Raw genomic sequence first — 25,191 nt, forward strand, 5'->3', positions numbered from 1 at the left:
GTTTCAGGTTAATCAACCGACCAACACCAGCGTCAGCCCTACAACGGCTGCCAACACCAACGCCCAGCTCACCATCAACCGCCGCCACAATCGCGGGGCATGGCGCATTTCCATAAAGCCATCGGCAATCAGCCAGGCCTTGCCAACCGCCACCAGCAAAATGGCCACCGACAGCAGCCACGTCGCGCCCATCTGTGCCAGCACCACCGTGCACACGCTTAATGTGGCCAGCGCTGCCCAGCAGACCAGCAAAAACCTGGAAGCGGACATCAGAACCTCCGTCAATTCAGAACGTAGACCAGCGGAAACAGCACGACCCAGATCAGATCGACCATGTGCCAATACAGCACACCCGATTCAAGCCCACTGCGGTTGGCGGCGTTGTACAGGCCACGACGGCAGCGCTCGGCCAGCCATCCGAGGATGACCATGCCGAGCAGTACATGAAGAAAATGAAAACCGGTGAGGATCCAGTAGAGGGTGAAAAACGTGTTGTGCTCCATGCCCAGCCCCGAGACCAGCAAGTGTCGGTATTCCGTGATCTTCAACACCACGTAGACACTGGCGGCGAGCAACGCTGCCAGCAGGTAGACAGCGCCGTGGCGGGACCGAGAGCGCTTGACTTGCTCCTGAGCCAGCGCGGCGAACAGCCCGGCGGTGAGCAGGCTGAGGGTCATCGCCAGGCCGGTAGAGGTGTTGAGCAACAGACGGCTTTCGCCGAACAGCTGCGGGTTGAGCGCCTGGGTCACGGCGAACGTCAGAATCAGGATGGCGAACACCGACAGCTCGGCCAGAATGAAAAACCACATCGCCAGATCGCCCGGCAAGTGAGCCGGCGCAACGCGTCTGGCCTCAGCCGAAGTGGACATCAACCACGTCCATCAGCGCCGCAACCGTCAGCGGATCATCGCTCAGCGGCTCGGCCAGGCAGGCCATGCAAGCCTCACGCGGGCTCATGCCGGAGCGGATCATTCGCGCGGTGAAAATCAGCAGTCGCGTTGAGGCGACCTCCTCCAGGTCATGTTGATCGAGCCGGCGCAGTGCCTGTCCCAACCTGACCACTTGCGCCGCCAGCGCGCTGTCTACCTGCGCCTCCCGGGCGACAATGCGCTCTTCATCGGCCACCGGTGGATAGCCGAAACGCATCGCCACGAAGCGTTGTCGGGTGCTGGGTTTCATGCCTTTGAGCAGGTTCTGGTAGCCGGGGTTGTACGACACCACGAGCATGAATGACGGCGGCGCCTGCAGCACTTCGCCGGTGCGTTCCAGGAACAACTCACGACGATCATCGGCCAGTGGATGCAACACCACCACCGTGTCCTGGCGCGCCTCGACCACTTCGTCCAGATAACAAATGCCGCCTTCACGCACCGCACGGGTCAGTGGCCCGTCCTGCCACCAAGTGCCCTGGGCACCGATCAAGTGACGGCCGATCAAGTCGGCGGCGCTCAGATCGTCATGGCAAGCCACGGTGTACAGCGGCAGTTTCAGCCGATGGGCCATGTGCTGGACAAAGCGGGTCTTGCCGCATCCCGTCGGGCCTTTGATCAGCACCGGCATGCCGTGTCGCCAGGCTTGCTCGAACAGCGCCTCCTCATTATTGAGCGGTTGATAGAAGGGTTCGCAAGACTGGATTCGGTCCATGGGCTGTCTGTTCCAAAAGCGGATTCAAGCCACACGCTACGGGCCCCTGCGACAACCTGGCAAGTGACATGGCCGGCAAACTTGATCGCGGTCAAGCGAGCATTGGCCTGCTCGGGCATAGCCTTGCACGGCACTAAGAACCTGCGTTCTGCGCTGCCGTTTCAGCACATCGCAAAGGTCTTGCCTGAGGAGAAATGGAATGCTGATCAGCAATAGAAAAACGTTTGCTCTGACTGTCGCCACATTGTGTTCGGCGCTGGCCCTTGCGGTGACTCATGCGGCCCGGGCCGAAGAGCCCGCTGCCGCTGCGGCCAGCCCGCTGATGGTCAAATCCGCCGGAGCGCCCGACATGAGTCAGGCCGAGTTCGACTCTTCCAAGGAAATTTACTTCCAGCGCTGCGCCGGCTGCCATGGCGTACTGCGCAAAGGCGCCACCGGCAAACCGCTGACACCGGACATCACCCAGTCCCGCGGGCAACCGTTTCTGGAAGCATTGATTACCTACGGTTCACCGGCGGGCATGCCGAACTGGGGAACGTCGAATGCGCTGACCAAGGATCAGATCACGTCAATAGCCAAGTTCATTCAGCACGCGCCGCCGACGCCGCCGGAATGGGGCATGGCCGAGACGCTGAAAACCTGGAAAGTGCTGGTCAAGCCTGAGGATCGTCCGAAGAAGCAACTGAGCAAACTCAACCTGCCGAACCTGTTTTCGGTGACGTTGCGCGATGACGGCAAGATTGCCCTGATCGACGGTGACAGCAAGAAAATCGTCAAGCTGATCGAGACCGGTTATGCGGTGCACATCTCGCGAATCTCCGCCTCCGGTCGCTACCTGCTGGTGATTGGTCGAGACGCACGGATCGACATGATCGACCTGTGGCCGGTGGAGCCGACCAAGGTCGCCGAAGTCAAAGTGGGCATCGAGGCGCGCTCGGTGGAGACCTCCAAGTTCAAGGGCTACGAAGACAAATACACCGTCGCCGGCTCCTATTGGCCACCGCAATTCACCATCATGGATGGCGAAACCCTGGAGCCCAAACAGATCGTCTCGACCCGCGGCATGACCGTCGACAAGCAGGAATACCATCCAGAACCCCGGGTCGCGGCGATCATCGCCTCCCATGAATGGCCGGAGTTCATCGTCAACGTCAAGGAAACCGGCAAGGTCATGCTGGTCAATTACCAGGACATCAAAAACCTCACCATCACCTACATCGATGCCGCGCCGTTCCTGCATGACGGCGGTTGGGACAGCACGCACCGCTACTTCATGACCGCCGCCAACAACTCCAACAAAGTCGCCGTGATCGACTCCAAAGATCGCAAGTTGGCAGCTCTGGTGGAGGTCGGCAAAACCCCTCATCCGGGGCGCGGCGCCAACTTCAACCACCCGACCTACGGCCCAGTCTGGGCCACCAGCCACCTCGGTGATGACGGCATCTCCTTGATCGGCACCGACCCGGTCAAACACCCGCAATACGCCTGGAAACAGGTTGCCTCACTCAAGGGCCAGGGCGGCGGATCGCTGTTTATCAAAACCCACCCTGACTCCCGTCACCTGTATGTCGACACCACCCTCAACCCCGACGCCAAGCTGAGCCAGTCGGTGGCAGTGTTCAACATCGACAAACTCGACGCCGGCTACACCGTGCTGCCCATCGCCGAGTACGCCGGCATAAAGCAAGGCGCGATGCGGGTGGTACAGCCGGAATACAACAAGGCCGGCGATGAAGTCTGGTTCTCCGTGTGGAGCGGTCAGTCAGAGGAATCGGCGCTGGTAGTGATCGACGACAAAACGCTGAAGCTCAAATCAGTCATAAAGGACAAACGACTGATCACACCCACCGGAAAATTCAACGTCTACAACACCCAACACGACATCTATTGAGCTCCATCAATGCAAGGAACCATCATGAAAAATACTCTGTTTTCACTGTTCGCCCTGACCGCTGCGCTGAGCGTGCAGCCGGCCATGGCTGCCGAGGACGGGCCGGCGCTGTTCAAGAGCAAACCCTGCGCCGCCTGCCATTCCATCGACACCAAGATTGTCGGCCCGGCGCTCAAGGATGTCGCGGCCAAGAACGCTGGCGTGGCCGGGGCCGTGGACACCCTGGCCAGCCACATCAAGAACGGCACACAAGGCAACTGGGGCCCGATGCCAATGCCGGCCAACCCGGTGACGGATGAAGAAGCGAAGACACTTGCAACCTGGGTCCTGAGTCTCAAATAGCCAACTGGAGGGCGTCATGAAGGTTTATCGACACGCTGCGATTCTGGCGGCCCTCCTCCTCATTTGCGCAACCTCGGTTGCCGCGCCCGACGCCAAGCGTCAGGCACAACTCGAACACCTGCTGGCCCAGGACTGCGGCGCCTGCCATGGCCTGCACATGACCGGCGGGCTGGGTCCCGACCTGACCCGCGCAACGCTGGCGGGCAAATCCAGGGACAGCCTGATAGCCACCGTCAGCCAAGGCCGGCCCGGCACCGCGATGCCCGGTTGGGCCCCGCTGCTCAGCCCGGATGACATCCGTTGGCTGGTCGATCTTCTACTTCAGGGATATCCCGCACCATGATCCGTTCAACCCTGCTTTTAGCGGCGACCGGGCTATTGTTGTCCGCGTGTGTTCAGCCACCGTTGCGTGGTACCGGCGATCTGGGCGTGGTAGTGGAGCGCGCCACCGGCAGCGTGCAAATCATCGAAAGCGACACCCGCACGGCACTGGTCCGACTCGAGGGTTTGGGCGATCTGTCCCATGCCTCGGTGGTGTTTTCCCGCGACCAGCGTTATGCCTATGTGTTCGGTCGCGACGGTGGGCTGAGCAAGATCGACCTGCTGACCCAACGCATCGATCAACGGGTGATACAGGGCGGCAACAGCATCGGCGGCGCGATCAGTCAGGACGGCAAACTCATCGCCGTGTCCAACTACGTGCCCGGCGGGGTCAAGGTGTTCGATGCCGAAACCCTGCAACTGGTGGCCGACATTCCGGCCACGCCCCTGGCCGATGGCAGCAAGCGCTCACGGGTGGTCGGCCTGGTCGACGCGCCCAGTCAGCGTTTTGTATTCAGCCTGTTCGATACCGGCGAGATCTGGACCGCCGATTTCAGTCAGGGCAACACGCCTCGGATCAGCCGCTTCACCGACATCGGCCAGCAACCCTACGACGCGTTGGTCACCCCGGATGGTCGCTATTACATGGCGGGACTGTTCGGCGAAGACGGCATGGCGCAACTCGATCTCTGGCATCCGGAGCGCGGGGTGCAACGAGTGCTCGGTGGTTACGGGCGCGGCCAGGCGAAATTGCCTGTCTACAAAATGCCGCATCTGGAGGGCTGGGCCGTCGCCGATCACCAGGCCTTCGTGCCCGCCGTTGGCCGTCACCAGGTGCTGGTGATGGATTCGCGCACGTGGAAGCAGACCGCTGCCATCCCGGTGGCCGGCCAACCGGTGTTCGTCACGTCGCGGCCGGACGGTCGGCAGCTGTGGGTCAATTTCGCCTACCCGGACAACGATCGGGTTCAAGTCATCGACAGCGAAAGCCATGCCGTGGTCGCCGATCTGCGGCCAGGGCCGGCGGTGCTGCACATGGAATTCACCGCTCGCGGCGACCAGTTGTGGCTGTCGTTACGCGATGGCGATCAGGTTCAGGTCTGGGACCCGTACAGCCTGAAGCAGCTGAGCACCCTTCCCGCCACCGCGCCGAGCGGCATCTTCTTCAGCAGTCGCGCGCAAAAAATGGGCTATTGAAATGAACCTGGACCTGCTCAGCCGCCAACTGATCGACCGCTTCCAGCATGGCATGCCGCTGTGCGCGGAACCTTACAAAGAGATGGCGCGGATTCTCGGTTGCCGCGTGGCCCAGGTGATGGCTTGCCTGGAAGAAATGGATCAGGCCGGTACCCTTTCACGGATCGGCCCGGTGTTCGAACACAGTCGCGCCGGGGCCAGCACCCTCGCCGCGCTCGCCGTGCCCGCCGAACGCTTGCAACAGGTCGCCGAGCACGTCAGCCAGTATCCCGAGGTCAACCATAACTACGCGCGGGAGCATTTCTACAACCTGTGGTTTGTGCTGACCGGCCCTGATCGCCAACACATCGAGCGCGTTCTCGAACAACTTGAGAAAGACACCGGCCTCATGCCGCTGGATCTGCCGATGTTGACTGCTTATCGCATCGATCTCGGTTTTGCCCTGGGAGAAAACCCGTGACGCCGGGCTTGAATCCCAAACAGGCACTGGCGCTGCGTCGGCATCTGGAAGGCGGATTGCCGCGGGTATCGCGCCCCTATCAGGCCCTCGCCGAACGGATAGACGCCGACGAAAACCAGGTGCTCGCGCAAATGCATCAGTGGCTCGAGCAAGGGCTGTTTCGCCGGATCGGCCTGGTGCTCAACCATCGCGCGCTGGGTTTTACTGCCAACGCCATGCTGGTGCTGGACGTTCCGGACGCACTGATCGACGAAGTCGGCCAGCGCCTGGGGCGAGCGCCCGGCATTACCCTCTGCTATCAACGGCCACGGCGTTTGCCGCAGTGGCGCTACAACCTCTTTTGCATGGTTCATGGGCGCCAACGTGAGCGGGTCGAAGCGCAGATCCAGGCGTTGTTGGAAAAACACCTGCTGAGCGACCTGCCCCACCAACTGCTGTTCAGCACTCACGCGTTCAAACAGTGCGGCGGACGCTTTACCCCCTCACCAACCGGAGCCCCCAACCATGGATGACCTCGACCGTCGGCTGATCAACCGCCTGCAACTGGGCCTGCCGCTGGTGCGCCACCCGTGGCAGGCACTGGCCGCCGAACTGGAGAGCAGCAGCACCGAACTGCTCGACCGCCTCCATGAACTGCTGGAAGACGGCATGCTCACGCGCTTCGGCCCGATGTTCGACATCGAACGCCTCGGCGGCGCCTTCACCCTCGCTGCGCTGGCGGTGCCGGAGGAGCGTTTCGAAGACGTCGCCGAGCAACTGCAGGCCCTGCCTGAAGTGGCGCACAACTACCGCCGCGAACACGCCTGGAACATGTGGTTCGTGCTCGGCTGCCCGACCGAACAAGGCATCGCCGAGACCCTGCAGCACATCGAAACCCTGACCGGCCTGCCGCTGCTCAACTTGCCCAAAGAGGAGACCTACCATGTCGGTCTGTACTTCCCGGTCTGAAGACACCCTGGCGCAGCGTCTGATCGAGCTGACCCAGGCCGGCCTGCCATTGCTGGACGACCCGTGGGCCTGGCTCGCCGAACAACTGGAGCTGAGCATCGAATCCACCCTGGACTTGCTCAAGCGTTTGCAGGCCGAGGGCGCCATCCGGCGCATCGCCGCCGTCCCCAACCACTATCGCCTGGGCTATCGCTACAACGGCATGACGGTCTGGGATGTGCGCGACACGGACATGCCGCGCCTCGGGGCGCTGATCGGTGCGCAGCCTTTTGTCAGCCACTGCTATCGACGCCCGCGCAAAACCGCGTGGCGCTACAACCTGTTCGCCATGGTCCACGGCCGCAGCCGCGAGGAAATCGACAGCTACCGCGAACACCTGCGCTACTTGCTGGGCGACGCCTGCGTCGCCGACGAGATGCTGGTGAGCAGCCGCATCCTGAAGAAAACCGGTTTGCGGCTGCCGCCAGTGCCACGCTGAACACGCGCTTGTTCAAGGAGATTTGCATGTTGAGGATCAGCCAATACCTGCGTGCCCTGACCGGCCAGGCGCCTGCCCCCAGAACCAGCCCACCGGGCAGCAACCGTCCGCCGGTGGTGATCTGGAATCTGCTCAGGCGCTGCAACCTGACCTGCAAACACTGTTACGCCACGTCCGCCGACAGCGTCTTTCGCGACGAACTCGATACGCCCGCCGCACTGACCGTGATCGACGATCTGCACGACGCAGGGGTGAAGGTGCTGATTCTTTCCGGCGGTGAACCGCTGTTGCGCGACGATCTGTTTGTACTCAGCGCCTATGCCCGCACCAAGGGTTTCTTTGTGGCGTTGTCCACCAACGGCACACTGATCAATGAGCAGAACATCACGCAGATCCGTGCGGCGAATTTCGATTATGTCGGGATCAGCATCGATGGCCTGGAAGCCACCCATGATGCGTTCCGCCAACTCAAGGGCAGTTTCGCCAGTTCCATGCGGGCGATCCGCCTATGTCGCGAACAAGGCATTCGCGTCGGTCTGCGCACCACCCTGACCCAAGAGAACCATCAACAACTGCCCCAATTACTGGCGCTGATGCGCGAGTACGACGTGCAGAAGTTTTATCTGTCGCACCTCAACTACAGCGGTCGCGGCAAACGCAGCCGCAAGCTCGACGCCCGGCAGCAGATGAGCCGCGAAGCGATGACGCTGATCTTCGAACGGGCCTGGGAAGACATCGAGCACGGTCGCGACAGCGATTTTGTCAGCGGCAACAACGATGCCGACGCGATTCTCTTGCTGCAGTGGGTGGGCTTGCATCTCCCCGAACATTACTCGCGCCTGGAAAACATGCTCCGCGCCTGGGGCGGCAACGCCTCGGGCAGCGGCATCGCCAACATCGACAACACCGGTGAAGTGCACCCTGACACCTATTGGTGGCAGCACTCGGTGGGCAACATCCGGCACACGCCGTTTCGCACGCTCTGGCTGGACCAGCCAGACGCCTTGTTGCAGCAGCTACGTGTGCATCCGCGCGGCGTCGGTGGCCGTTGTGGTCAATGCCGCTGGTTGAACATCTGCAACGGCAATACCCGCACCCGCGCCTGGGCCGAAGGCGACCTCTGGGGCCAGGACCCCGGTTGCCACCTCAGCGATGAAGAAATCGGTATGCCGCCATTAATGACCATTCCTTGCGTCATGCACTGAAGCACCCGCCTGGCGAGCCATCTTGCAAAGGATGGGGCCGGCCCACCTGATGAAGAACCAAGGACGTCCCATGCACCCATCGATTGTTTTACCGGCCGCACTTGCGTCCCCGTTCAGACCGGGCGAAGTGGCCCTGGTCGGCGCGGGGCCCGGCGATCCACGCTTGCTGACCCTGCGTGCCTGGAGCCTGTTGATGCAGGCCGACGCCGTGGTTTACGATCGCCTGATCAGCCCCGAGCTGCTGACGTTGATCCCCCTCACCTGCGCCCGGCATTACGTCGGCAAGGCCAGCGGCTGCCATAGCCTGCCCCAGGAACAAATCAACGAACTGCTCGCCGCTCTCGCCGATTCGGGGCAGCGCGTGGTCCGGCTCAAGGGTGGCGACCCGTTCATATTCGGCCGTGGCGCCGAGGAGCTGGAGTATCTGCTGCAACGCAACATTGACTGCCAGGTGGTCCCGGGCATCACCGCCGCTTCCGGCTGCAGTGCTTACGCGGGCATTCCGCTGACCCACCGGGATCTGGTCAACTCCTGCCGCTTCATTACCGGGCATTTGCAGCGCGATGGTGAGTTGCAATTGCCCTGGAGCAGCCTCGCCGACAGCAGCCAGACCCTGGTGTTTTACATGGGGTTATCGAACCTCGGAATTATCGCCCAGCGCTTGATCGAAGCCGGAATGGCCGCCGATACACCGGCGGCGCTGATCAGCAATGGCACACGCCCCGACCAGCACGTCGCCCGAGGCAAGTTGCACCAGTTGCCGACCCTGGCTCTGGATTGCCCACCGGGCATTCCGACGCTGACGGTGATCGGCAAAGTGGTCGATCTGTTCGCTACCCAACAGCAGGAATACCCGGCGCGCTTTTACTCCGCTCCCGTGTTGCAACGCCACGGTAAGGTGGCGATATGAGGCGCATGCTGCTTGCCCCATTGTTATGTATCGGCGCGGCTCATGGCGGTGTAGCGCTTCCATCCTCCGACGCGGCCGCCGACCTCTACCGACAACATTGCCAGAGCTGCCATGGCGCCAACCGTTTCGGCGGTGCGGGGCCGGCCTTGCTGCCGGAGAGTCTGAGCCGGATCAAACCCGATGAAATCCGCAGCGTCATTCAGAACGGTCGGCCCGCGAGTCAGATGACTGGGTATGCCAACGTATTCAGTCCGGCACAGATCGACGCGCTGGTTGATTACCTTCAGCAACCACCCGCCACCCCACCCACCTGGAGTAACGATGACATTCGCGGCAGTCATTCCATTCTCGCCGACATCAGCAAACTGCCCGACACGCCCCAGCATGGCGCCGACCCGCTGAACCTGTTTGTGGTGGTGGAAGCCGGCGACCATCACATCAACATTCTCGACGGCGATCGTTTCGACGTGCTGGCGCGGTTTGCTTCACACTTTGCGGTGCATGGCGGGCCGAAGTTCTCACCGGATGGACGCTTCGTCTACGTGGCCTCACGCGATGGTTGGGTCAGCCTGTACGACTTGCACAACCTGAAGCTGATCGCCGAGGTCCGCGCCGGGCTCAATACCCGCAACCTGGCGGTGAGCAAGGATGGCCGCTGGGTGCTGGTGGGCAACTATCTACCCGGCAATCTGGTGGTGCTCGATGCCCGCGATCTGTCGCTGGTCAAAACCATCCCCGCAATCGGCCAGGACGGCACCGCGTCACGGGTGAGCGCGGTCTACACCGCTCCGCCACGAGACAGTTTCATCGTGGCGCTCAAGGATGTGAAGGAAGTCTGGGAGCTGTCGAGCGCCGGCACACCGGACTTCGAACCACGACGGATCCAGGCCGAAGACGTGCTGGACGACTTTTCCTTTTCACCGGACTACAAGCAACTGCTGGCCACATCGCGCAAGGCCAAGGGCGGCCAGGTGATCGACCTCGACAGTGGCAAGGTGGTCACCGATATACCGCTGCCGGGCATGCCGCATCTTGGGTCCGGGACCTACTGGAAACGTAACGGTGAGTGGGTGTTCGCCACGCCGAATATCAGCAAGGGACTGATCTCGGTCATCGACTTCAAGACCTGGAAACTGATCAAGGAAATTCCGACCCTGGGGCCGGGGTTCTTCATGCGCAGTCATGTCAACTCGCGGTATGCCTGGACTGACGTGTTCTTCGGGCCGGACAACGATGCGATCCACTTGATTGACAAACAGACCCTCGAAATCGCTCACACCTTGCGCCCAATGCCTGGCAAGACGGCTGCCCACGTTGAATTCACTCGCGATGGCCGCTACTTGTTGCTGAGCATCTGGGCCAGCGATGGCGCACTGATTGTGTATGACAGTAATACCCTTAAGGAGATCAAGCGACTGCCGATGAACAAGCCGTCGGGCAAATATAACGTGGGGAACAAGATTGAGTTTGTGGAGGGGACTTCGCATTAGGTCTTGGTGTACATATCCGTTTCTGCGGTCACGGCGGCTATTGGTTCCGCTCTTACAGCGGGTCACTTTCGAAAAGCGCGAAAGTAACCAAAGCGCTTTTGCCCCTTTCGTTCGGTGCCTCGCCTAGGCTCGGCATGCCCTCGCTCCGGTCCTGCTCCGTGGGCCCGCCGCGATCGGCCATCCATGGCCGTGCGCGGCTAACCCGGCATCCATGCCGGGTTGCCCACTGCGCAGAACCTCCACTCGGCCTCTCGAGGGGGCGAGTACCGCAAAAGCACCGCGAGGCGGCCTACCGGCCGGCCTTATTTCGGGTTGTGTACACCCTGATGATCGTTCCCACGCTCCGCGTGGGAATGCATCCCGTGACGCTCTGCGTCACCATTGCGCAGGACTCAAGCCTTGCGTCGACAGCGGGACGCGGAGCGTCCCCGGCGGCATTCCCACGCGGAGCGTGGGAACGATCAGTGTGGGAACGGCTCCTGTTGTTTTGTTTTGCTTTGCTTTGCTTTGCTTTGCTTTGCTTTGCTTTGCTTTGGCTTTTGATGTTGATCTTGACCTGCCCCGTCGGAAGGCCGAGCGCAGGTTCTGCGCAGTGGGCACCGCGGCAAGGATGCCGCGGTAGCCGCCCCCGGCCATGGATGGCCGATGGCGGCGGGCCCACGGAGCAGGACCGGAGTGAGGGTACCCTGAGCCTAGGCGAAGGGCCGTACGTCAGGGGCGAAAGCGTTTTGGTTACTTTGGCGCTTTTCCAAAGTGACCCGCCGTAAGGGCGGAACCAATAGTAGTCGTTACCGCAGCAACGGATATGTACACCATCAAAACCTACGTCACCCGACACGCCGCCATCGCAGGCAAGCCCGCTCCCACAAGGGTCCGGGAACATCCGCAAAATTGTGAGTTCCCCCATCACCCCAAGGTATAACCATTATCAACCTTCCAATCCTGCCCATAGACACCCCGGGCGCCTTGGGACAGTTGAAAAACAATCACATTGGCCACCGCTGACGCATCGAGAAAATGACCAGGCAGCAGACGCTTGCCAAGGGTATCAGCGACGTCATCGAGCTCCCCATCGCTCAACCCCAGGTTGTCCCACATCGAGGTCGCGGTCGGCCCCGGCGAGACCAGATTGATGCGCACGTCATAACGCGCAAACTCCACCGCCAATGTGCGTGCCTGAGCCGCCAGCGCGGCCTTGCTGGCAATACAGGCAGCCAGACCGGGAAAGCTCGAACCGGTCAGAAAACTACCGACAAACACCACCGAAGCCGGGTTCGCCAACTCACCGCGCAACGCCGCCAGGGTGTTCAACGCCCCGGCACCGTTGACCGCCCATTGGCGCTGGAAGGCCGGCATGTCCAGGCTGTCGGCCATTTCGGCAATGCCCGCGTTGGGCACCAGATAATCCACCGGCCCCAACGCCGCAGCCCGACGGGCCAGCTCGTGAAGATCGTCCTGGCAAGTGACATCCCCGGCGCACCATTGCAGCCGTTCACCGTAGATCTGCTGCAAGACTGGCAATTCACCGACAGTGCGTGACATCGCCAGCACCTTGACCCCGCGAGGCAACAGCGCGGCGCACAACGCCAGGCCAATCCCGGAGCTGGCGCCGGTGATCACCGCCAGACGATCCTGAAACTCGGTTTGCATCATGTTCTCCTGGGCATCGTTAATGCCAAGCACTGGGGACGTTGTGAGCCCCTATCTTTGAACAGACGCAGAAATATCGACTTGACGGTGATCACTTTTCTCGATGGCTCGCCGATCAATGAGTCGAATGCGACATCACTGGCTGCTGCTGAAGCACCGCCTGATCGATCTCGCTGAACCGCAGCATACGACCGCCCTGCTCGGCGGCCAGTTTTTCCGCAGCCTGCTGGCTGGAGAAGGACGCCAGCACTACACCCATGGCGCCTTTGAGTTGGGTGCCGACCACGTAAAACGCATCCTTGGCATCGATCAGATGGGCGTCATTGGGTGCGTTCCACGGGCTGCGGCCCATGTCGTGAACATACAACCGGGCCTCGCCATGATGATTTTCCGGTTGCAGCCACCAACCGATCATCTCCGCCGTGGAGCAGAATTTCTTGATGCCGCTGCGCTCGACCACTTCGCCCTTGGGCCCGGGGAAGCCGTCGATGATCATGCCGCAAACATGGCATTCATCACTGGGATGAAAAGCAGCGGCGGCATCGTTGTAGGTGGCTTGCACGGGTTTGTCACAGGCCGCCAGCAGCAGACAAACCATCAGGCCCGCCACGGCGCGTGCCGTCGTCGAATACAGATTACTCATCGTCAGATGCTCCAAAAACCAAGGTGTGAATTCATGTCGCCCGTCGACGGAACAGCAGCCAGGCCAAGCCCAAAGGCACCGCCACCCACAGCAACAGGCACAACCAGAGCATCGAGCCCGGCACAGGCAAATCGCTGCCCAGGGTCAGCACGCCAGCACTGCCGGCGCCGGGCTCGAAACCGGAAAGATTGATCAGGCGATAGATGTCGGCGGGGTTGAGCAGCAGTAACCAGGGCAGCACCTTCGGGTTGAACTGCCCTTCGCTGAGCACCAGCAATGCCAGCAGCGCCAGGTCGAACACCAGCACGAAGAAGAACCACACCCCCAGCGCCAGCCCGGCGGCGGTGGATTTCTCGGCAGACACACTGCTCAGCACATAGGCCAGCCCTAGAAAGCCCCAGCCCAGTAACGTCGACGACAGCATGAATCGTCCAAACGCCCAGAGCAGCAGGTTCAGTTCGACGTCCTCCACCAGCACCGCAATCGCGAGCATCGCGCAGCCAAAACCGATGAGGGTCGCCAGCGCCAGGATCAATCCGTGACCGACGAATTTGCCGAGCAGGATGTGCCCGCGTCCCAGCGGGTAGGTCAGCAACAGCAACAACGTGCCGCTTTCGTCTTCGCCGACAATCGCGTCATAAGCCAGCAGCAAGGCAATCAGCGGCATCAGGAACGTCGCCAGGCTGGCGAGGCTAGCGATGGTGGCGGGCACCGAAGTAAAGCCCAATTGCCCGGAAGCCGCCGCACCCAACCAGGCGATGCCGGTCGCCAACACCGCGAACAACAGGCTGATCGCCAACAACCAGCGGTTGCGCAAACCGTCATTGAATTCCTTGCGGGCCATGCTCCAGATCGGGTTCATACAGTCTCTCCACTGGGGGTCGCGCCGGCCCGGCCCATGTAATAGCGGTAGATGTCCTCCAGGGACGGCGGGTCGATTTCCACATCAGCTGGCTCGTGTTCATTAAGCAGTTCGCGCAACAGGTCCAATTTGTTGCCATTGAGCGCAGCCACTTCAAGGCCCTCCACGCCCCAGCGCTGGGTGACGTGCCCGGCGTTGTTCCAGGATCGCTGCAATGGCTCGGTGTGCTTGAGGCCATTGGCGCGAATCAGCGTCGGCAACCCGGCTTCCTCGCGCAAACTGCGTAGACTGCCGAGGGCCAGCAGGCGCCCCTGGGTCAGAATCGCTGCACGGTTGATATGCGCCTCGACTCCCGGCAATACGTGGGAACAGAGAATGATGCTGGTGCCCTGGCTGCGCAGCCGATCGAGTAACCGATAGAGGTCTTGAGTGGCGATGGGATCGAGGCCGACGGTCGGCTCGTCGAGCAGTAACAAACGCGGCTCGCCGAGCAAGGCTTGCGCCAGTCCCAGGCGCTGGCGCATGCCTTTGGAATAGGTCTTGACCCGTCGATGCGCCGCGCCCGCCAGACCGACTTCCTCCAGCAGCACGTCCACCTGCGCGAGCGCTGCGCCTTTGAGTCGGGCGAAATGACGCAAAGTCTCCAGGCCGCTCATCTGCGGATAGAAGGTCACGTTCTCCGGCAAATAGCCCAGCAAACGCCGAACGTGCGGATCACTGGGCATGCGACCGAACACCCTGACCGATCCTTCACTGGCCTGGAGCAGACCGAGCACCAGTTTCATGCTGGTGGTCTTGCCCGCGCCGTTGTGCCCGAACAAGCCCAGCACTTCGCCTTCGCCCAGGCTCAGGTTCAACTGATGCAACACGGTGGTGTACCCATAGCGCTGGCTGACGCCTTCCATGTCGATGACGTTCATGCGGTGGGCTCCTGGGTCAGGGGTCGTGTGGTGGGATTCATCAGTGGATGGCTGTCCAGGACGCCCGGCGATTTCATGACCGGAAAGGCCCGTTGGACCCAACGCAGCAATTCGATCCCGGGGCTGTTCATCAACAGCCGCACCTGCGGGTACAGCCACAGCAAGCGGTCGACGTTGTCGTTGGGTTCGTAGGCGATATCGCCCAGGCCATCGTTGTTGCGATCCCAGCCCAGGTAATCACTCCAGTAATTACCCCGGCCATCCGCCGACCATTCCTGCAAGCGGGTGGCGACGTATTTGACCTGCCGTTGGTTGCCGATAAACGCGTTGTCGGCGATGCGGTTGTCTTCGGAGCCGGCGGTGAGGTGAATGCCCACGGCGCTGTGCTCGAAGTGGTTGTGTTCGATGCTGTTGAACAGCGAGTTGTAGATGAACAACGCCTTGCCTTCGGCGCCGCTGATCATGCTGTCGCCGGTCGAGCCATCGCGCACGTCCGTGACGAAATTGTCGCGCAAGGTTGAATAGGTGATGTAGTTCATCAGGATGCCGTAGTTCTGATCCTGTTCGGAGCGGTTGCCGATCACCGTGAGCTTGCGGCTTTGCATCAAGGCGTAGCCGGTGCGGGTGCGGCGGGTGGTGTTGCCGATCAACCGGTTGTCGTTGGCAAACATGTAATGCACGCCGTAACGCAGGTCTTCCAGGGTATTGCCCTGCAGCAGGTTGCCGTTGGAGGTATCGATGTAGATGCCATCGCGGGTGTCGCGCACCTGGTTGCCGATGACTCTGGCGCCATGCACCGCATACAGATGAATACCGTTGCCGCGATCCTGGGAGCGCAGCGCCGGATCCCCCTGGATGCGGTTGTCGATCAGGCTCGCATCCTGCGTGCTGTCGACCCAAATACCGAAGCCCTGGCCCTGCAGGCGATTGCCTTTAATCACCGCGCCACGGGCCTTGGGCTGGAGAAACACCGCCGCATTCATGGCGGTAAGGTCGTGCCCCCAATCCAGAAAGGTACAGCCCTCAATCCGCACATCGGGCGCGCTGACAATCACGCCGTTGCCCTGCCCTTGCGCCTGAAACACCGCGCCGGGGTCGCAAACAATCTGCATCGGTTGATCGACGCTGAACGAGCCACGGTACTCGCCCGCCGGCAAGTGCCAGCGTTGTTCAGCGTCAACCCACAACGGCAACGTGGTGATGGGTTGCACCGCCGCCAGTGCCCCGCCTGACATCAACAGGAGCACAAGGGCAATGGCCTTTACCGGACTTTCCTTGATTTCGATCATCGGCCCGCTCCCGTCGAATGCCAACCGTCAGGCCCGCTCGACCTTCATGCGACCGACCATTTCCATGTGCAGCGCATGGCAGAACCAGCTGCAGTAGTACCAATGCAGGCCGGCCTTGTCGGCGGTGAAGGTGATGGAAGACGTTTGCTGCGGGCTGATCTCCATGCTGGCGCCATGGTTGGTCATGACGAAACCGTGGGTCACGTCTTCAATCTGGTCGATGTTGGTGATGATCACGGTGACCTCGTTGCCCTGCTTGACGGTGAACTCGGTCAGACCATAGGCCGGCGCCATGGAGGTCATGTAGACCCGCACATGATTGTCGTCGCGGATGACCTTGTTGTCGGTCTCCAGGTTGATCCCGTCTTTCTTGGCCTGCTCCACGGTGGCGGCGAAGAACGGGTCGTTGCGGTTCCAGATCTTTTGGGTCTTGATCTGGTCCCGGCGCGCCAGGATGCAATCGTGGGGTTCGGCAAACGCAGGGCCGTCATGCACCAGCTTCATCTCCTCGCCGGAAATGTCGATCAACTGGTCGTTTTCCGGATGCAGCGGACCGGTCGGCAGGAAGCGGTCCTTGGAGAATTTGCACAACACCACCAGCCACTTGCCATCCGCTTCACTGGTTTCGGTCAGCGAAGCATGGTTATGGCCAGGCTGGTACTGCACGTCGAGCTTCTGCTTGATGTAATTGACCTTCTCGCCCTTGTAGGCGCGTATCGCTTCCTCCATGTTCCACTTCACCACCTGGCTGTCGATGAACAACGTGGTGTAGGCATTGCCGCGACCGTCGAAGGTGGTGTGCAAAGGCCCCAGGCCCAGTTCCGGCTCGGCAACGATAACTTCGCGCGGGTCCTTGAATTTATCGGCGAACAGGTCGTCCAGCCGGTCGATGGCAATCATCGAGACCGTTGGCGACAGCTTGCCGTTGGCAATGAAGTACTTGCCATCGGATGAGGTGTTGAGGCCGTGGGGGTTCTTCGGCACCGGGATGTAGCGAGTGAATTCGGAGTCCTTGCCATCGGTTTTACGACCGTCGACCACCGGCACTTTCGAGTCTTCCAGGGTGATGAATTTGCCGGCCTTGATCGCAGCCTCGATGCGCGGGATGTTGAACACCACGACCCAGTCGCGCTCGTTGCGCATCATGCCGCCAAGGTCGTAAGCCTTCTCCGAGTTGTAGCAGGTGGACGCGGCGTACTTGCCGGTGTAATCGGCGTCGGAGTTGTCCAGGTTGCCGTCGACGATCACCTGGAAGGCCATCTCCATTTTCTCGGCATCGATGGCGTTGAACATGGTGAAGCTGTTCTTGTCTTGCAGGTCGAAGGTGCTGCCGTCATTGGGGTGCGGGATGACGAATTCGGCATTGGCGAACACGTACTTGGTGTAAGGCACTTTTTGCAGACGCAGGCCGTGGATGGCCTGCACGTTCGGCACGGTGAGGATCTTGTCGCACTTCATGATGTCCAGGCGGATGCGCGCGACCCGGGAGTTGGCCTTGTCGTTGATGAATAAGTATTTGCCGTCGTACTTGCCATCGGTCATGGAGATATGCGGGTGATGGCAATCGCCATTCTGGAACTTTGCACTGTCGCCCAGAATCCGTTTGCTTTCGTTGGTCAGGCCCCAACCGGTGGCCGAGTCGACGTTGAACACCGGAATACGCATCAACTCACGCATCGACGGCACGCCCAGCACTCGCACTTCGCCCTGATGACCACCGCTCCAGAAGCCGTAGTATTCGTCCAGCTCACCGGGGCCGACATGGATTTTCGCCTGAGCATCCTTGACCGCCGCGGCCCACGACTCGCGGCTGAACACTGCGCCGCCCAACGTCGTGGCGCCCGCCAGCACCGCACCGGTGACGGCACTGCTGCCCAGAAAACCGCGACGACTGAGTCCCGCGCGTTCTTCTTCCTGCACGGGTTTTGTGGATTCTGTGTCAGTCATGTTGCGTACTCCTTGAAGGGATAAAACGGTCACTGCGGACGTGCGCTCGCGAGCTTCATTCAGCAGCCGGCGCTTCCACGACAGGTATCAGTTGCACCGCCACGGGTGCCGGTTTGCCGCGCTTTTTGCGCTTGTTGATCAGCGGCGGGCATTTGTTTTCGTTGTGATAGGTCATCTGGCAATCGAGGCAGTAGTGGCACTCGTTGGCATTGATCCGGCCATCGGGATGGATCGCCTGGATCTCGCATTCCTTGGCGCACAACTGGCAGGGGCTGCCGCATTCCTTGCGGCGCTTGAGCCAGTCGAACAGGCGTAATTTGGTCGGGATCGCCAGCGCCGCGCCCAAGGGGCAGATGTAGCGGCAATAGACCTTGCGCGTGAAAATGTTGATCACCAGCAGCCCCACCGCGTAGAGCACGAACCACCACTGGCGGTCGAACTTGAGGGTAATGGCGGTCTTGAACGGTTCCACCTCGGCGAACAGTTCGGCGGTGGACATCGATTCCAGGGAGATGCCGAAAAGCAGCAGCAAGATGATGTATTTGATCGCCCACAGCCGCTCATGCACCGCAAAGGGCAATTCGTACTGGGGAATTTTCAACGTGCGCGCGGCTTCGTTGATCAACTCTTGCAAGGCGCCAAACGGGCACAGCCAGCCGCAGAACACGCCACGGCCCCACAGCAGGATGCTCGCGGCGGTGAAGACCCAGAGCATGAAGATCAGCGGATCGGTGAGAAACAGCTCCCAGCGAAAGTGCTCGAACAGCGCATGCACAAAGGTCAGGACATTGACCACCGACAACTGCCCCAGGGCATACCAGCCCAGAAAGACCACGGTAAAAAGCAAGTAACCACGACGCAGCCAGTGCAGAAAACGTGGCCGGCGGGTGAGTTTGTCTTGCAGGAACAGGATGGCCGTCAGCAGCAACAACGCGCTCGCGAGGACGGCGATCTGGAAGTGTTTCTGGTACCAGATGTTCAACCACATCGGCCGGCTGGCTTCCTCGATGGCCACCTGTTCTTCGGCACTGGGCGCGGGTCGCTCAAGGTAGGGCTCGGGCAGTTGATAAGGCAGTTCGAAGCTGCTGAAGGTGCCGCTGACCGGTCCCGTCTGACGCCGCACCAGGAGCTCCAGCGACCAGGGCGATCCCGGGTCGAATCCGGCCGGTTTGCGGACAATGAAAATCGACATTTCATTGAACTCGGGCATGCCCTCGGCAAATACATCGGAGAGTCGCTGATGGTCCATGTCGCGAAAGCTGATGACGTTGCCGAACTGGCGCAATTGCACCCGATCGAAAATCCCGCCGCGCACATAACCCGAGCCTTTATAGGAAAACAGCCCACGCCCCAGCACCACGATGGCCTGCTCGCCGGGTTTGAGTTCCTGCATGAGAAAGCGATATTGGTTATCGCCCAGCAACGCGCGGCCAATGGTCGGCGGGTTCAAGTCGGCGGTGTACAGCTCGATAAAGGTGTCATCGACTTGATCCGGGCCAGCGTTGTCGACGCCTTCGGCTTCGGTGCCCTTGAAGGCGGCATCGACCTGCCCACGGGTCAGGTTCAACCGGCGAATGGCGCCGTTACCGGTCAGTTGCTCCCAGGTGGCAGGCTCGAAAAAATCCTGGCGCACGATGGCGGGCTTGTTCACCACCCCGCCCCTGTCCTCGATCAGCTTCAACGATACGGCCACCTCATGGGCGGCACGCATGATGACCTCATTGACCACCATGGCGGTGACGGTTGCGCCGGCGATGGCATCCACGGTGACCGCGCTCGGGTCGCTGGAATGGCCGACCACCACCCGCTGACTGACCTTGATCCCTTTGTATCGGGCGCTGAAACCGTGGAGTTTTTCCTCGGGAATGCCGATCAGCAGAATCGGTTCGTGGTGCTCCAGCACATAGGCGTCCTGAATCACCCCGGCGGTGTCGAGGATCACTTGGGTGTTGATGGGTTTGCCCGAGTAGGCCGGAATATCCACCACATCCAGGCTCTGGAACACATAACCGATGACCTTGCCGGCGGCGGACAGCGTGCGCACCTTGAACTTGCCTTCGGCTGCGGACACCGAATCGGTTTGAGGGAAAACCTTCTCGATGCGCTGCTGCTCGATGTCGCCGTATGACTTGGCCTGCACCGTCGCGAACGCTGCGATCATCAGCAAGACCATCACCACCAGCCCGACGCTCCAGATGCGCAGGTTGCCATGTATCGAAGGCTGATGGATTGTCATGAGCTCGCAGATTTCAAAGGGGCTTGCGGCAATGTTAGGGAGCGCTGTGTGCCCCGCCCTTGATTGAAATCAACTCGATAAAATTCCTCGCGCCAGAGCGCCAGAAGCCTCAAACGGTGCGGGAAAACCGGCCTTTTTGCTCCCCTCCCAGATAGGCGTCAAATGCCATCGCGGCACTGCGCATCATCAAATGCCCTTGCGGCAACAGCACCAACTCGTCGCCGTGAATCTGCAACAGTCCGTCACGCACCTGCTCGTCCAGTTGCGTCAGCGCATCGGCAAAATACTCGGTGAAGCAAATGCCATGACCGGCTTCGAACTTGGCGAAATCGATCCTGCCGTGGCACATCAGGTCGCTGATCACTTCGCGGCGCAGCAAGTCATCAGCGCTCAAGCGATAACCACGATGCACCGGCAACAAACCTTGATCGATACGGGCGTAGTACTGCGAAAGCTCCTTGACGCTCTGGCTGTAGCTGTCGCCGACCTTACCGATCGAAGACACTCCCAGGCCGATCAAGTCGCAGTCGGCATGGGTCGAGTAGCCCTGAAAATTGCGTTGCAGGGTGCCATGGGTGCGGGCCAGCGCCAGCTCGTCGTCCGGCAAGGCGAAATGATCCATGCCGATATAGACATAACCGGCTTCGGTCAGACGGCGGATCGTCAGCTCGAGCAACTCCAGCTTGCGCTCCGGTGGCGGCATGTCCGCCGGGCGAATCAGCCGTTGCGCGCGCACCAGCTCCGGTAAATGGGCGTAGCTGTAAGCGGCAATCCGGTCCGGGCGCAGGGCGATGATCTTGCCGAGGGTGACGTCGAAACTGTTCACCGTTTGCAGTGGCAGGCCGTAAATCAGATCGACGCTGATCGACTTGAATTGCGCCTCGCGCGCCGCCGCGACCAGCGCGTAGATCTGTTCTTCACTTTGCTGGCGATTGACCGCGGTTTGTACGTCGGGATCGAAGTCCTGTACGCCGAAGCTCAGACGATTGAACCCCAGTTGGCGCAGCGACTGGATTTGCTCGGTGTTGATGGTGCGCGGATCGACCTCGATGGAAAACTCATGATCATCGCTGTCGTCCATGTCGAACGCCTGGTGCAGGCAGTCCATCAGGTCCGCCAGCTGTTCACTGGTCAAATACGTCGGCGTGCCCCCGCCCAGGTGCAGTTGCGTGAGTTTGCGCGAGCTGTCGAACAAGGCGGCCTGCATCACGATTTCACGCTTGAGGTACGTCAGGTATTCGACGGCCCGATGGGTTTTCTGGGTAATGATTTTGTTGCAGGCGCAGTAGTAGCAAAGGCTCTTGCAGAACGGAATGTGGATATACACCGACAACGGCTTGGGCACCGCCGCCAGGTTGCTGTCGGAGGCGGCACGCTGGTAGTCGTCAACGGCAAACGCCTGATGAAACTGCGGCGCCGTGGGATAAGAGGTATAGCGCGGCCCGGGACGGTCATACTTTTCGACCAGGGCTCGATCGAAATCGAATGCAGGTTTCATGATCAATCGACTCGCAGGTGGGTTAATGCCTTGCACTGTCCGAATCCTTTTCAAACAGGTTGCAGATGGCATCCACTTCCGGCCGGCCGGCGGGAAGAATGCTGATGAAACGGTCCGACAATTCAATCAACCCGTCGCGACTCAATTGCTCCAGCAATGGCCAGACAGATGCAAAGTACTTGGAGAAAATCAGCCCATAGCGCCGCTCGATGACGCGGATATCCAGCTCTTGATCACACGCCAGTCGCTCCATGACCATGTGTCGTATCTGATCCCCCGCCTCGAAACGCCAGCCACGAGACGTCGGCAATTGGCCCCGGTCCAGTTGCTGCTGATAACGCTCGATGGCGTCGGTGTTTTGCGTATACAAATCGTCGATCTGACTGATAGCCCCCAAACCGAAGCCGATATGGTCGCAATAGCCGTGACGGGTAAAACCGTCACACGTGCGACGTAACCGGCCCCGCTCCTGAGCGATCGCCAGATCATCGTCGGGCCGAACAAACTGCCCCATACCGATGTAGTGATAGCCCACGGCGATCAACTGTTCGAAGGCGATCTGGCGCATCGCGCCTTTATCGTCCTGACTGCACAGTTCCCTGACCTTGTCGCCGAGCCTTGGCCGATAGCGGCGTGGTGGTCGGGCATAGTCGAACACCATCAGCCTGTCCGGCTCCAGCTCAATGATCGCCGCCAGCTTAAGCGCGAAGCTTTCTGGCGTTTGCCAGGCATGACCAAAACCCAGATCGACATTGATCGATCGATAACCAAAGGTGCGGGCGGCATCAATCAGTGAATGAATAGGGGCCGGGTTCTGGTAGCAGGCCACCGACATATCACAGTCGGTGTCGATATCCGGAACGCCAATGCTGACATGATTGAATCCCTGGTTGCGCAACGCGCCCATGGTCGACCAATCGGTATGGTGAAGGTCGACATCGACACTGTAGTCGCCGCACTCATGCTCGAGAAAGTTGAATCGATCACGCAGGTGATTCATCAGGCGCTCGAGATGAGCGATGGTGGGTGTTCCGCCGCTCAGATGAAATTGTTCGACCCGTTGCTCCGCTCCCAGATGACAACCGACGAGGTCGATCTCCTGTTCCAGGCGTTGAAGGTACTGTTCGATTTCGCCGTGCTCGCAGGCGACATCGCGCGGGGAACAAAAGGATGGCTTGAGGCTGGAAGGCAGCTGCACGTTCAGGGCGATCGGGCGTCGTTTCTGGCGGCTGACGCGCAAGGCACGAAGCAAATCCAGAGAGCCGATGCCGTCATGAAACTTTTGCGTGTCGGCATGGCAGTTGGGGTCGAGTACGCCCGGATCGCACCGAGCGATCAGATCGCCGGGGGCGTGAGAAAAATCGAGCATGACAGGTCTCCGAGACTGGCTGCGGATCAACAGTGTCCGGGATAGGCGATCAATGCTCCTTGACTTGTATCAAGCGCAAGCCAAGTGCTTGCAGGACAGACCTTGGGGCAAGGCCGCTCACCACGTCAGGTAAAACATCCCCTTGGCCAGCAGCACAATGACGACCATATGGCAGAACACACTGCCATGGATGAAATGCAGGTATCGAGCGTTCATTCGGCCGCTTTTGAACAGAAACATGGCGGCCAGGAAATGCAGCAACACGCTCACGGCGACCATGATTTTCAACAGCAACAAGGTGCTGAACGATGAGGCCATTGGCGTTGCAAGGACGGGCAAATAGCGCAGCCAGACCATGCCCAGCCCCGCGCCGAACAATACCAGTAGCACCCACGGCATCAGGGTGCGGGCTCGGCGGCCAATACCCTCCTCGACCAGCAGCATCACTTTGGCGGGCAACTGTTTGCGGATGCTCTCCAGGAACAGGACTTCGAAGAACACCGTGCCGATAAAGATCAAAGCGGCAAACAGATGAAAGGTTAGAAACAGCGGATAGAGCATGAATGTTCGCCCTCAATTCAGCTGTCGGTTTCTCCAGAGAATACAGAGCAGCTCGACTCAGGCGATTGACATCAATCAAGAAACCCCCGAATCCGCGCCGCCAGGGGCCGCGCGACACCGATCCTGTGCGGCGCGATCGGCCAGGCTATCGAACACAAGTTCGACTTCGCGCCATTCATCGACAATACTCAATAGTCGAAAGTACCTGCCGATAGTCAAAACAATGCCCCGGCATTAGGGGATTTCAGAACGTGTAGTAGTGGGTTCAAGCTTATGAAAGACATCTATCTGCTGATCGAGCATGGAATGGATCAGGGCGAAGTTTATGTACTTGGCTGGTTCGATGATGAGAAAAGGGCCAAGGAAGTGGCCGAGGAGAAGGAGTGGGAGGTGTACCGCGCCAGCTTGAAAACCGAGCATCCCTGGTCAAATCACAAACCGCTGGCGCCAGACCAGACTAAATATCGTCGTTTCTGGATCAAAGAGATTTCCAGATTTGATCACGTCCCGGTTCCCAGGTCCTCAGCGGTTCATTGACCCCATCCGACTTCGGCTGCTCGGGGTACGCCCCACCCTGAAACTATTGTCTAAGCTCAGGATTAAGCATGAGGGCTCAGCCATGTGCGGACGACTTTCGCAGTATCGAGGTGTTCACGAGTTCGTGGCGGCGTTGAGTATGCCCAACGCCCTGGTCAACAATGCTGGCGATCAGCCGCTCGAACTCTACAACGCCGCGCCGTCGACTCAGCTCGCCTTGTTCCACGAGGAAAGCGGCATGCTGCACGCCGACAGGGTTCGTTGGGGCTGGCGACCGCACTGGGCCAGGGATCACGCGACACCGATCAACGCCCGGGTTGAGAAAGTCGCCCACGATCCATTCTTCAAGGAGATATGGCCGCACCGGGCAATTATTGCCATCGACAACTGGTTTGAATGGGTTTACGAGGGCGGTCCGAAGAAACAGCCTTACCTGATCCGTCGCAAGGATCACGCGCCGATCCTGTGCGCCGCAATTGGTCAGTATCCAAGGTACGAAAAGGAGCCGGACGAGCATGACGGCTTCGTGATCATCACCGCGGACAGTGAGGGTGGCATGGTGGATATTCACGACCGTCGGCCTGTGACGCTCAGTCCCGAACTGGCGCGGGAATGGATTGATCCCTACACGCCCAAGGAGCGCGCCGAGCAGATACTCCTGCAGCAACGCGAACCTTGCGATGCCTTCGAATGGTTCAAAGTGGACATGGCCGTGGGCAATGTGAAGAACCAGGGCTCAGAATTGATAGAGCCTATCTAGGGCCTGAGCACCATGACCCGCCCCAATCAATCC

Annotated in this window: 26 protein-coding genes; 13 read left to right on the top strand and 13 right to left on the bottom strand. The window is 60.4% G+C overall.

Annotation, left to right across the window (positions count from 1 at the left end):
* Positions 1-12 precede the first annotated feature (12 nt).
* The 3 genes from JFU11_RS12240 to JFU11_RS12250 are packed head-to-tail and all read right to left on the bottom strand — an operon-like array spanning position 13 to position 1,644.
* Entirely contained in the window at positions 13-270 is a 258-nt protein-coding gene (locus JFU11_RS12240; RefSeq protein WP_038982737.1) for a cytochrome C oxidase subunit IV family protein, read from the bottom strand.
* An 11-nt stretch (positions 271-281) separates the two neighbouring features.
* Positions 282-869, bottom strand: a complete 588-nt coding sequence (locus JFU11_RS12245) for a cytochrome c oxidase subunit 3 (RefSeq protein WP_201060728.1) — start codon at positions 867-869, stop codon at positions 282-284.
* Positions 853-1,644 (bottom strand): CbbQ/NirQ/NorQ/GpvN family protein, encoded by a 792-nt coding sequence (locus JFU11_RS12250; protein ID WP_038982739.1) that lies wholly within the window; start codon positions 1,642-1,644, stop codon positions 853-855. Before JFU11_RS12250 ends, JFU11_RS12245 begins: the two co-directional genes overlap by 17 nt.
* Positions 1,645-1,966: 322 nt before the next feature.
* On the opposite strand from JFU11_RS12250, the gene nirS reads away from it, so the two are divergent.
* From nirS to JFU11_RS12305, 11 genes are all read left to right on the top strand, one after another.
* On the top strand, positions 1,967-3,535 hold the full coding sequence (gene nirS / locus JFU11_RS12255) for a nitrite reductase (protein WP_242483606.1): 1,569 nt from the start codon (positions 1,967-1,969) through the stop codon (positions 3,533-3,535).
* Between the two features lie 24 nt (positions 3,536-3,559).
* Positions 3,560-3,877, top strand: coding sequence for a c-type cytochrome (locus JFU11_RS12260; RefSeq protein WP_123722309.1), 318 nt, complete (start codon positions 3,560-3,562; stop codon positions 3,875-3,877).
* A gap of 16 nt (positions 3,878-3,893) precedes the next feature.
* The gene (locus JFU11_RS12265) at positions 3,894-4,220 is read left to right on the top strand and encodes a cytochrome c (RefSeq protein WP_123722308.1); all 327 of its coding nucleotides are present in this window, start codon (positions 3,894-3,896) and stop codon (positions 4,218-4,220) included.
* Positions 4,217-5,395: a cytochrome D1 domain-containing protein gene (locus tag JFU11_RS12270; RefSeq protein ID WP_201060730.1), complete on the top strand. Its 1,179-nt coding sequence runs from the start codon at positions 4,217-4,219 to the stop codon at positions 5,393-5,395. Before JFU11_RS12265 ends, JFU11_RS12270 begins: the two co-directional genes overlap by 4 nt.
* A 1-nt stretch (position 5,396) precedes the next feature.
* Entirely contained in the window at positions 5,397-5,855 is a 459-nt protein-coding gene (locus JFU11_RS12275; protein ID WP_201060731.1) for a hypothetical protein, read from the top strand.
* Complete coding sequence (locus JFU11_RS12280; protein ID WP_201060732.1) at positions 5,852-6,367, top strand: hypothetical protein; 516 nt, start codon at positions 5,852-5,854, stop codon at positions 6,365-6,367. Before JFU11_RS12275 ends, JFU11_RS12280 begins: the two co-directional genes overlap by 4 nt.
* The gene (locus JFU11_RS12285; RefSeq protein WP_008075024.1) at positions 6,360-6,803 is read left to right on the top strand and encodes an AsnC family transcriptional regulator; all 444 of its coding nucleotides are present in this window, start codon (positions 6,360-6,362) and stop codon (positions 6,801-6,803) included. Before JFU11_RS12280 ends, JFU11_RS12285 begins: the two co-directional genes overlap by 8 nt.
* Positions 6,778-7,281, top strand: a complete 504-nt coding sequence (locus JFU11_RS12290) for a hypothetical protein (RefSeq protein WP_201060733.1) — start codon at positions 6,778-6,780, stop codon at positions 7,279-7,281. The genes JFU11_RS12285 and JFU11_RS12290 overlap by 26 nt, the downstream gene beginning before the upstream one ends.
* A gap of 26 nt (positions 7,282-7,307) precedes the next feature.
* Complete coding sequence (gene nirJ, locus JFU11_RS12295) at positions 7,308-8,486, top strand: heme d1 biosynthesis radical SAM protein NirJ (RefSeq protein ID WP_201060734.1); 1,179 nt, start codon at positions 7,308-7,310, stop codon at positions 8,484-8,486.
* Positions 8,487-8,556: 70 nt separating this feature from the next.
* Entirely contained in the window at positions 8,557-9,396 is an 840-nt protein-coding gene (gene cobA / locus JFU11_RS12300; RefSeq protein WP_201060735.1) for a uroporphyrinogen-III C-methyltransferase, read from the top strand.
* A complete protein-coding gene (locus JFU11_RS12305; protein WP_201121299.1) occupies positions 9,393-10,886 on the top strand; it encodes a nitrite reductase in 1,494 nt (497 codons plus the stop codon). Before cobA ends, JFU11_RS12305 begins: the two co-directional genes overlap by 4 nt.
* 906 nt (positions 10,887-11,792) lie before the next feature.
* Here the strand turns inward: JFU11_RS12305 and JFU11_RS12310 are convergent.
* The 10 genes from JFU11_RS12310 to JFU11_RS12355 form a co-directional block, all read right to left on the bottom strand.
* Positions 11,793-12,536, bottom strand: a complete 744-nt coding sequence (locus JFU11_RS12310) for an SDR family oxidoreductase (RefSeq protein WP_123722300.1) — start codon at positions 12,534-12,536, stop codon at positions 11,793-11,795.
* A gap of 115 nt (positions 12,537-12,651) precedes the next feature.
* The gene (locus JFU11_RS12315) at positions 12,652-13,179 is read right to left on the bottom strand and encodes a nitrous oxide reductase accessory protein NosL (RefSeq protein WP_201060736.1); all 528 of its coding nucleotides are present in this window, start codon (positions 13,177-13,179) and stop codon (positions 12,652-12,654) included.
* Positions 13,180-13,210: 31 nt separating this feature from the next.
* Complete coding sequence (locus JFU11_RS12320; RefSeq protein ID WP_201060737.1) at positions 13,211-14,041, bottom strand: ABC transporter permease subunit; 831 nt, start codon at positions 14,039-14,041, stop codon at positions 13,211-13,213.
* A complete protein-coding gene (locus JFU11_RS12325; protein WP_201060738.1) occupies positions 14,038-14,961 on the bottom strand; it encodes an ABC transporter ATP-binding protein in 924 nt (307 codons plus the stop codon). Before JFU11_RS12325 ends, JFU11_RS12320 begins: the two co-directional genes overlap by 4 nt.
* Positions 14,958-16,250 (bottom strand): nitrous oxide reductase family maturation protein NosD, encoded by a 1,293-nt coding sequence (locus JFU11_RS12330; RefSeq protein WP_201060739.1) that lies wholly within the window; start codon positions 16,248-16,250, stop codon positions 14,958-14,960. The genes JFU11_RS12325 and JFU11_RS12330 overlap by 4 nt, the downstream gene beginning before the upstream one ends.
* 27 nt (positions 16,251-16,277) lie before the next feature.
* Positions 16,278-18,197 carry a TAT-dependent nitrous-oxide reductase gene (gene nosZ / locus JFU11_RS12335; protein ID WP_201060740.1) on the bottom strand — a complete coding sequence of 640 codons (1,920 nt, stop codon included), beginning with the start codon at positions 18,195-18,197 and terminating at the stop codon, positions 16,278-16,280.
* 55 nt (positions 18,198-18,252) lie between these two features.
* A complete protein-coding gene (locus tag JFU11_RS12340) occupies positions 18,253-20,433 on the bottom strand; it encodes a NosR/NirI family protein (protein WP_201060741.1) in 2,181 nt (726 codons plus the stop codon).
* A gap of 109 nt (positions 20,434-20,542) precedes the next feature.
* Positions 20,543-21,931 (bottom strand): oxygen-independent coproporphyrinogen III oxidase, encoded by a 1,389-nt coding sequence (gene hemN / locus JFU11_RS12345; protein WP_201060742.1) that lies wholly within the window; start codon positions 21,929-21,931, stop codon positions 20,543-20,545.
* 22 nt (positions 21,932-21,953) lie between these two features.
* Entirely contained in the window at positions 21,954-23,300 is a 1,347-nt protein-coding gene (locus JFU11_RS12350; RefSeq protein ID WP_201060743.1) for a hypothetical protein, read from the bottom strand.
* Between the two features lie 117 nt (positions 23,301-23,417).
* Positions 23,418-23,861 (bottom strand): membrane protein, encoded by a 444-nt coding sequence (locus JFU11_RS12355; protein WP_038982768.1) that lies wholly within the window; start codon positions 23,859-23,861, stop codon positions 23,418-23,420.
* 273 nt (positions 23,862-24,134) lie between these two features.
* On the opposite strand from JFU11_RS12355, the gene JFU11_RS12360 reads away from it, so the two are divergent.
* Positions 24,135-24,398, top strand: a complete 264-nt coding sequence (locus JFU11_RS12360; protein ID WP_048396972.1) for a hypothetical protein — start codon at positions 24,135-24,137, stop codon at positions 24,396-24,398.
* 82 nt (positions 24,399-24,480) lie between these two features.
* Positions 24,481-25,158, top strand: coding sequence for an SOS response-associated peptidase family protein (locus JFU11_RS12365; protein WP_201060744.1), 678 nt, complete (start codon positions 24,481-24,483; stop codon positions 25,156-25,158).
* Positions 25,159-25,191 lie beyond the last annotated feature (33 nt).

The sequence above is a fragment of the Pseudomonas sp. TH37 genome (assembly GCF_016650735.1).
GTDB lineage: Bacteria > Pseudomonadota > Gammaproteobacteria > Pseudomonadales > Pseudomonadaceae > Aquipseudomonas > Aquipseudomonas farris.

What these genes read in the sequence shown, in the direction of transcription:
- JFU11_RS12305 (WP_201121299.1), top strand. Translation starts at nt 9,393, where the DNA reads ATGAGGCGCATGCTGCTTGCCCCATTGTTATGTATCGGCGCGGCTCAT.
- JFU11_RS12325 (WP_201060738.1), bottom strand. Translation starts at nt 14,961, where the DNA reads ATGAACGTCATCGACATGGAAGGCGTCAGCCAGCGCTATGGGTACACC.
- JFU11_RS12270 (WP_201060730.1), top strand. Translation starts at nt 4,217, where the DNA reads ATGATCCGTTCAACCCTGCTTTTAGCGGCGACCGGGCTATTGTTGTCC.
- cobA (WP_201060735.1), top strand. Translation starts at nt 8,557, where the DNA reads ATGCACCCATCGATTGTTTTACCGGCCGCACTTGCGTCCCCGTTCAGA.
- JFU11_RS12330 (WP_201060739.1), bottom strand. Translation starts at nt 16,250, where the DNA reads ATGATCGAAATCAAGGAAAGTCCGGTAAAGGCCATTGCCCTTGTGCTC.
- JFU11_RS12360 (WP_048396972.1), top strand. Translation starts at nt 24,135, where the DNA reads ATGAAAGACATCTATCTGCTGATCGAGCATGGAATGGATCAGGGCGAA.
- JFU11_RS12350 (WP_201060743.1), bottom strand. Translation starts at nt 23,300, where the DNA reads ATGCTCGATTTTTCTCACGCCCCCGGCGATCTGATCGCTCGGTGCGAT.
- nirJ (WP_201060734.1), top strand. Translation starts at nt 7,308, where the DNA reads ATGTTGAGGATCAGCCAATACCTGCGTGCCCTGACCGGCCAGGCGCCT.
- JFU11_RS12285 (WP_008075024.1), top strand. Translation starts at nt 6,360, where the DNA reads ATGGATGACCTCGACCGTCGGCTGATCAACCGCCTGCAACTGGGCCTG.
- JFU11_RS12290 (WP_201060733.1), top strand. Translation starts at nt 6,778, where the DNA reads ATGTCGGTCTGTACTTCCCGGTCTGAAGACACCCTGGCGCAGCGTCTG.
- JFU11_RS12250 (WP_038982739.1), bottom strand. Translation starts at nt 1,644, where the DNA reads ATGGACCGAATCCAGTCTTGCGAACCCTTCTATCAACCGCTCAATAAT.
- JFU11_RS12240 (WP_038982737.1), bottom strand. Translation starts at nt 270, where the DNA reads ATGTCCGCTTCCAGGTTTTTGCTGGTCTGCTGGGCAGCGCTGGCCACA.
- JFU11_RS12320 (WP_201060737.1), bottom strand. Translation starts at nt 14,041, where the DNA reads ATGAACCCGATCTGGAGCATGGCCCGCAAGGAATTCAATGACGGTTTG.
- nosZ (WP_201060740.1), bottom strand. Translation starts at nt 18,197, where the DNA reads ATGACTGACACAGAATCCACAAAACCCGTGCAGGAAGAAGAACGCGCG.
- JFU11_RS12365 (WP_201060744.1), top strand. Translation starts at nt 24,481, where the DNA reads ATGTGCGGACGACTTTCGCAGTATCGAGGTGTTCACGAGTTCGTGGCG.
- JFU11_RS12265 (WP_123722308.1), top strand. Translation starts at nt 3,894, where the DNA reads ATGAAGGTTTATCGACACGCTGCGATTCTGGCGGCCCTCCTCCTCATT.
- hemN (WP_201060742.1), bottom strand. Translation starts at nt 21,931, where the DNA reads ATGAAACCTGCATTCGATTTCGATCGAGCCCTGGTCGAAAAGTATGAC.
- JFU11_RS12355 (WP_038982768.1), bottom strand. Translation starts at nt 23,861, where the DNA reads ATGCTCTATCCGCTGTTTCTAACCTTTCATCTGTTTGCCGCTTTGATC.
- JFU11_RS12315 (WP_201060736.1), bottom strand. Translation starts at nt 13,179, where the DNA reads ATGAGTAATCTGTATTCGACGACGGCACGCGCCGTGGCGGGCCTGATG.
- JFU11_RS12275 (WP_201060731.1), top strand. Translation starts at nt 5,397, where the DNA reads ATGAACCTGGACCTGCTCAGCCGCCAACTGATCGACCGCTTCCAGCAT.
- JFU11_RS12340 (WP_201060741.1), bottom strand. Translation starts at nt 20,433, where the DNA reads ATGACAATCCATCAGCCTTCGATACATGGCAACCTGCGCATCTGGAGC.
- JFU11_RS12310 (WP_123722300.1), bottom strand. Translation starts at nt 12,536, where the DNA reads ATGCAAACCGAGTTTCAGGATCGTCTGGCGGTGATCACCGGCGCCAGC.
- nirS (WP_242483606.1), top strand. Translation starts at nt 1,967, where the DNA reads ATGGTCAAATCCGCCGGAGCGCCCGACATGAGTCAGGCCGAGTTCGAC.
- JFU11_RS12260 (WP_123722309.1), top strand. Translation starts at nt 3,560, where the DNA reads ATGAAAAATACTCTGTTTTCACTGTTCGCCCTGACCGCTGCGCTGAGC.
- JFU11_RS12245 (WP_201060728.1), bottom strand. Translation starts at nt 869, where the DNA reads ATGTCCACTTCGGCTGAGGCCAGACGCGTTGCGCCGGCTCACTTGCCG.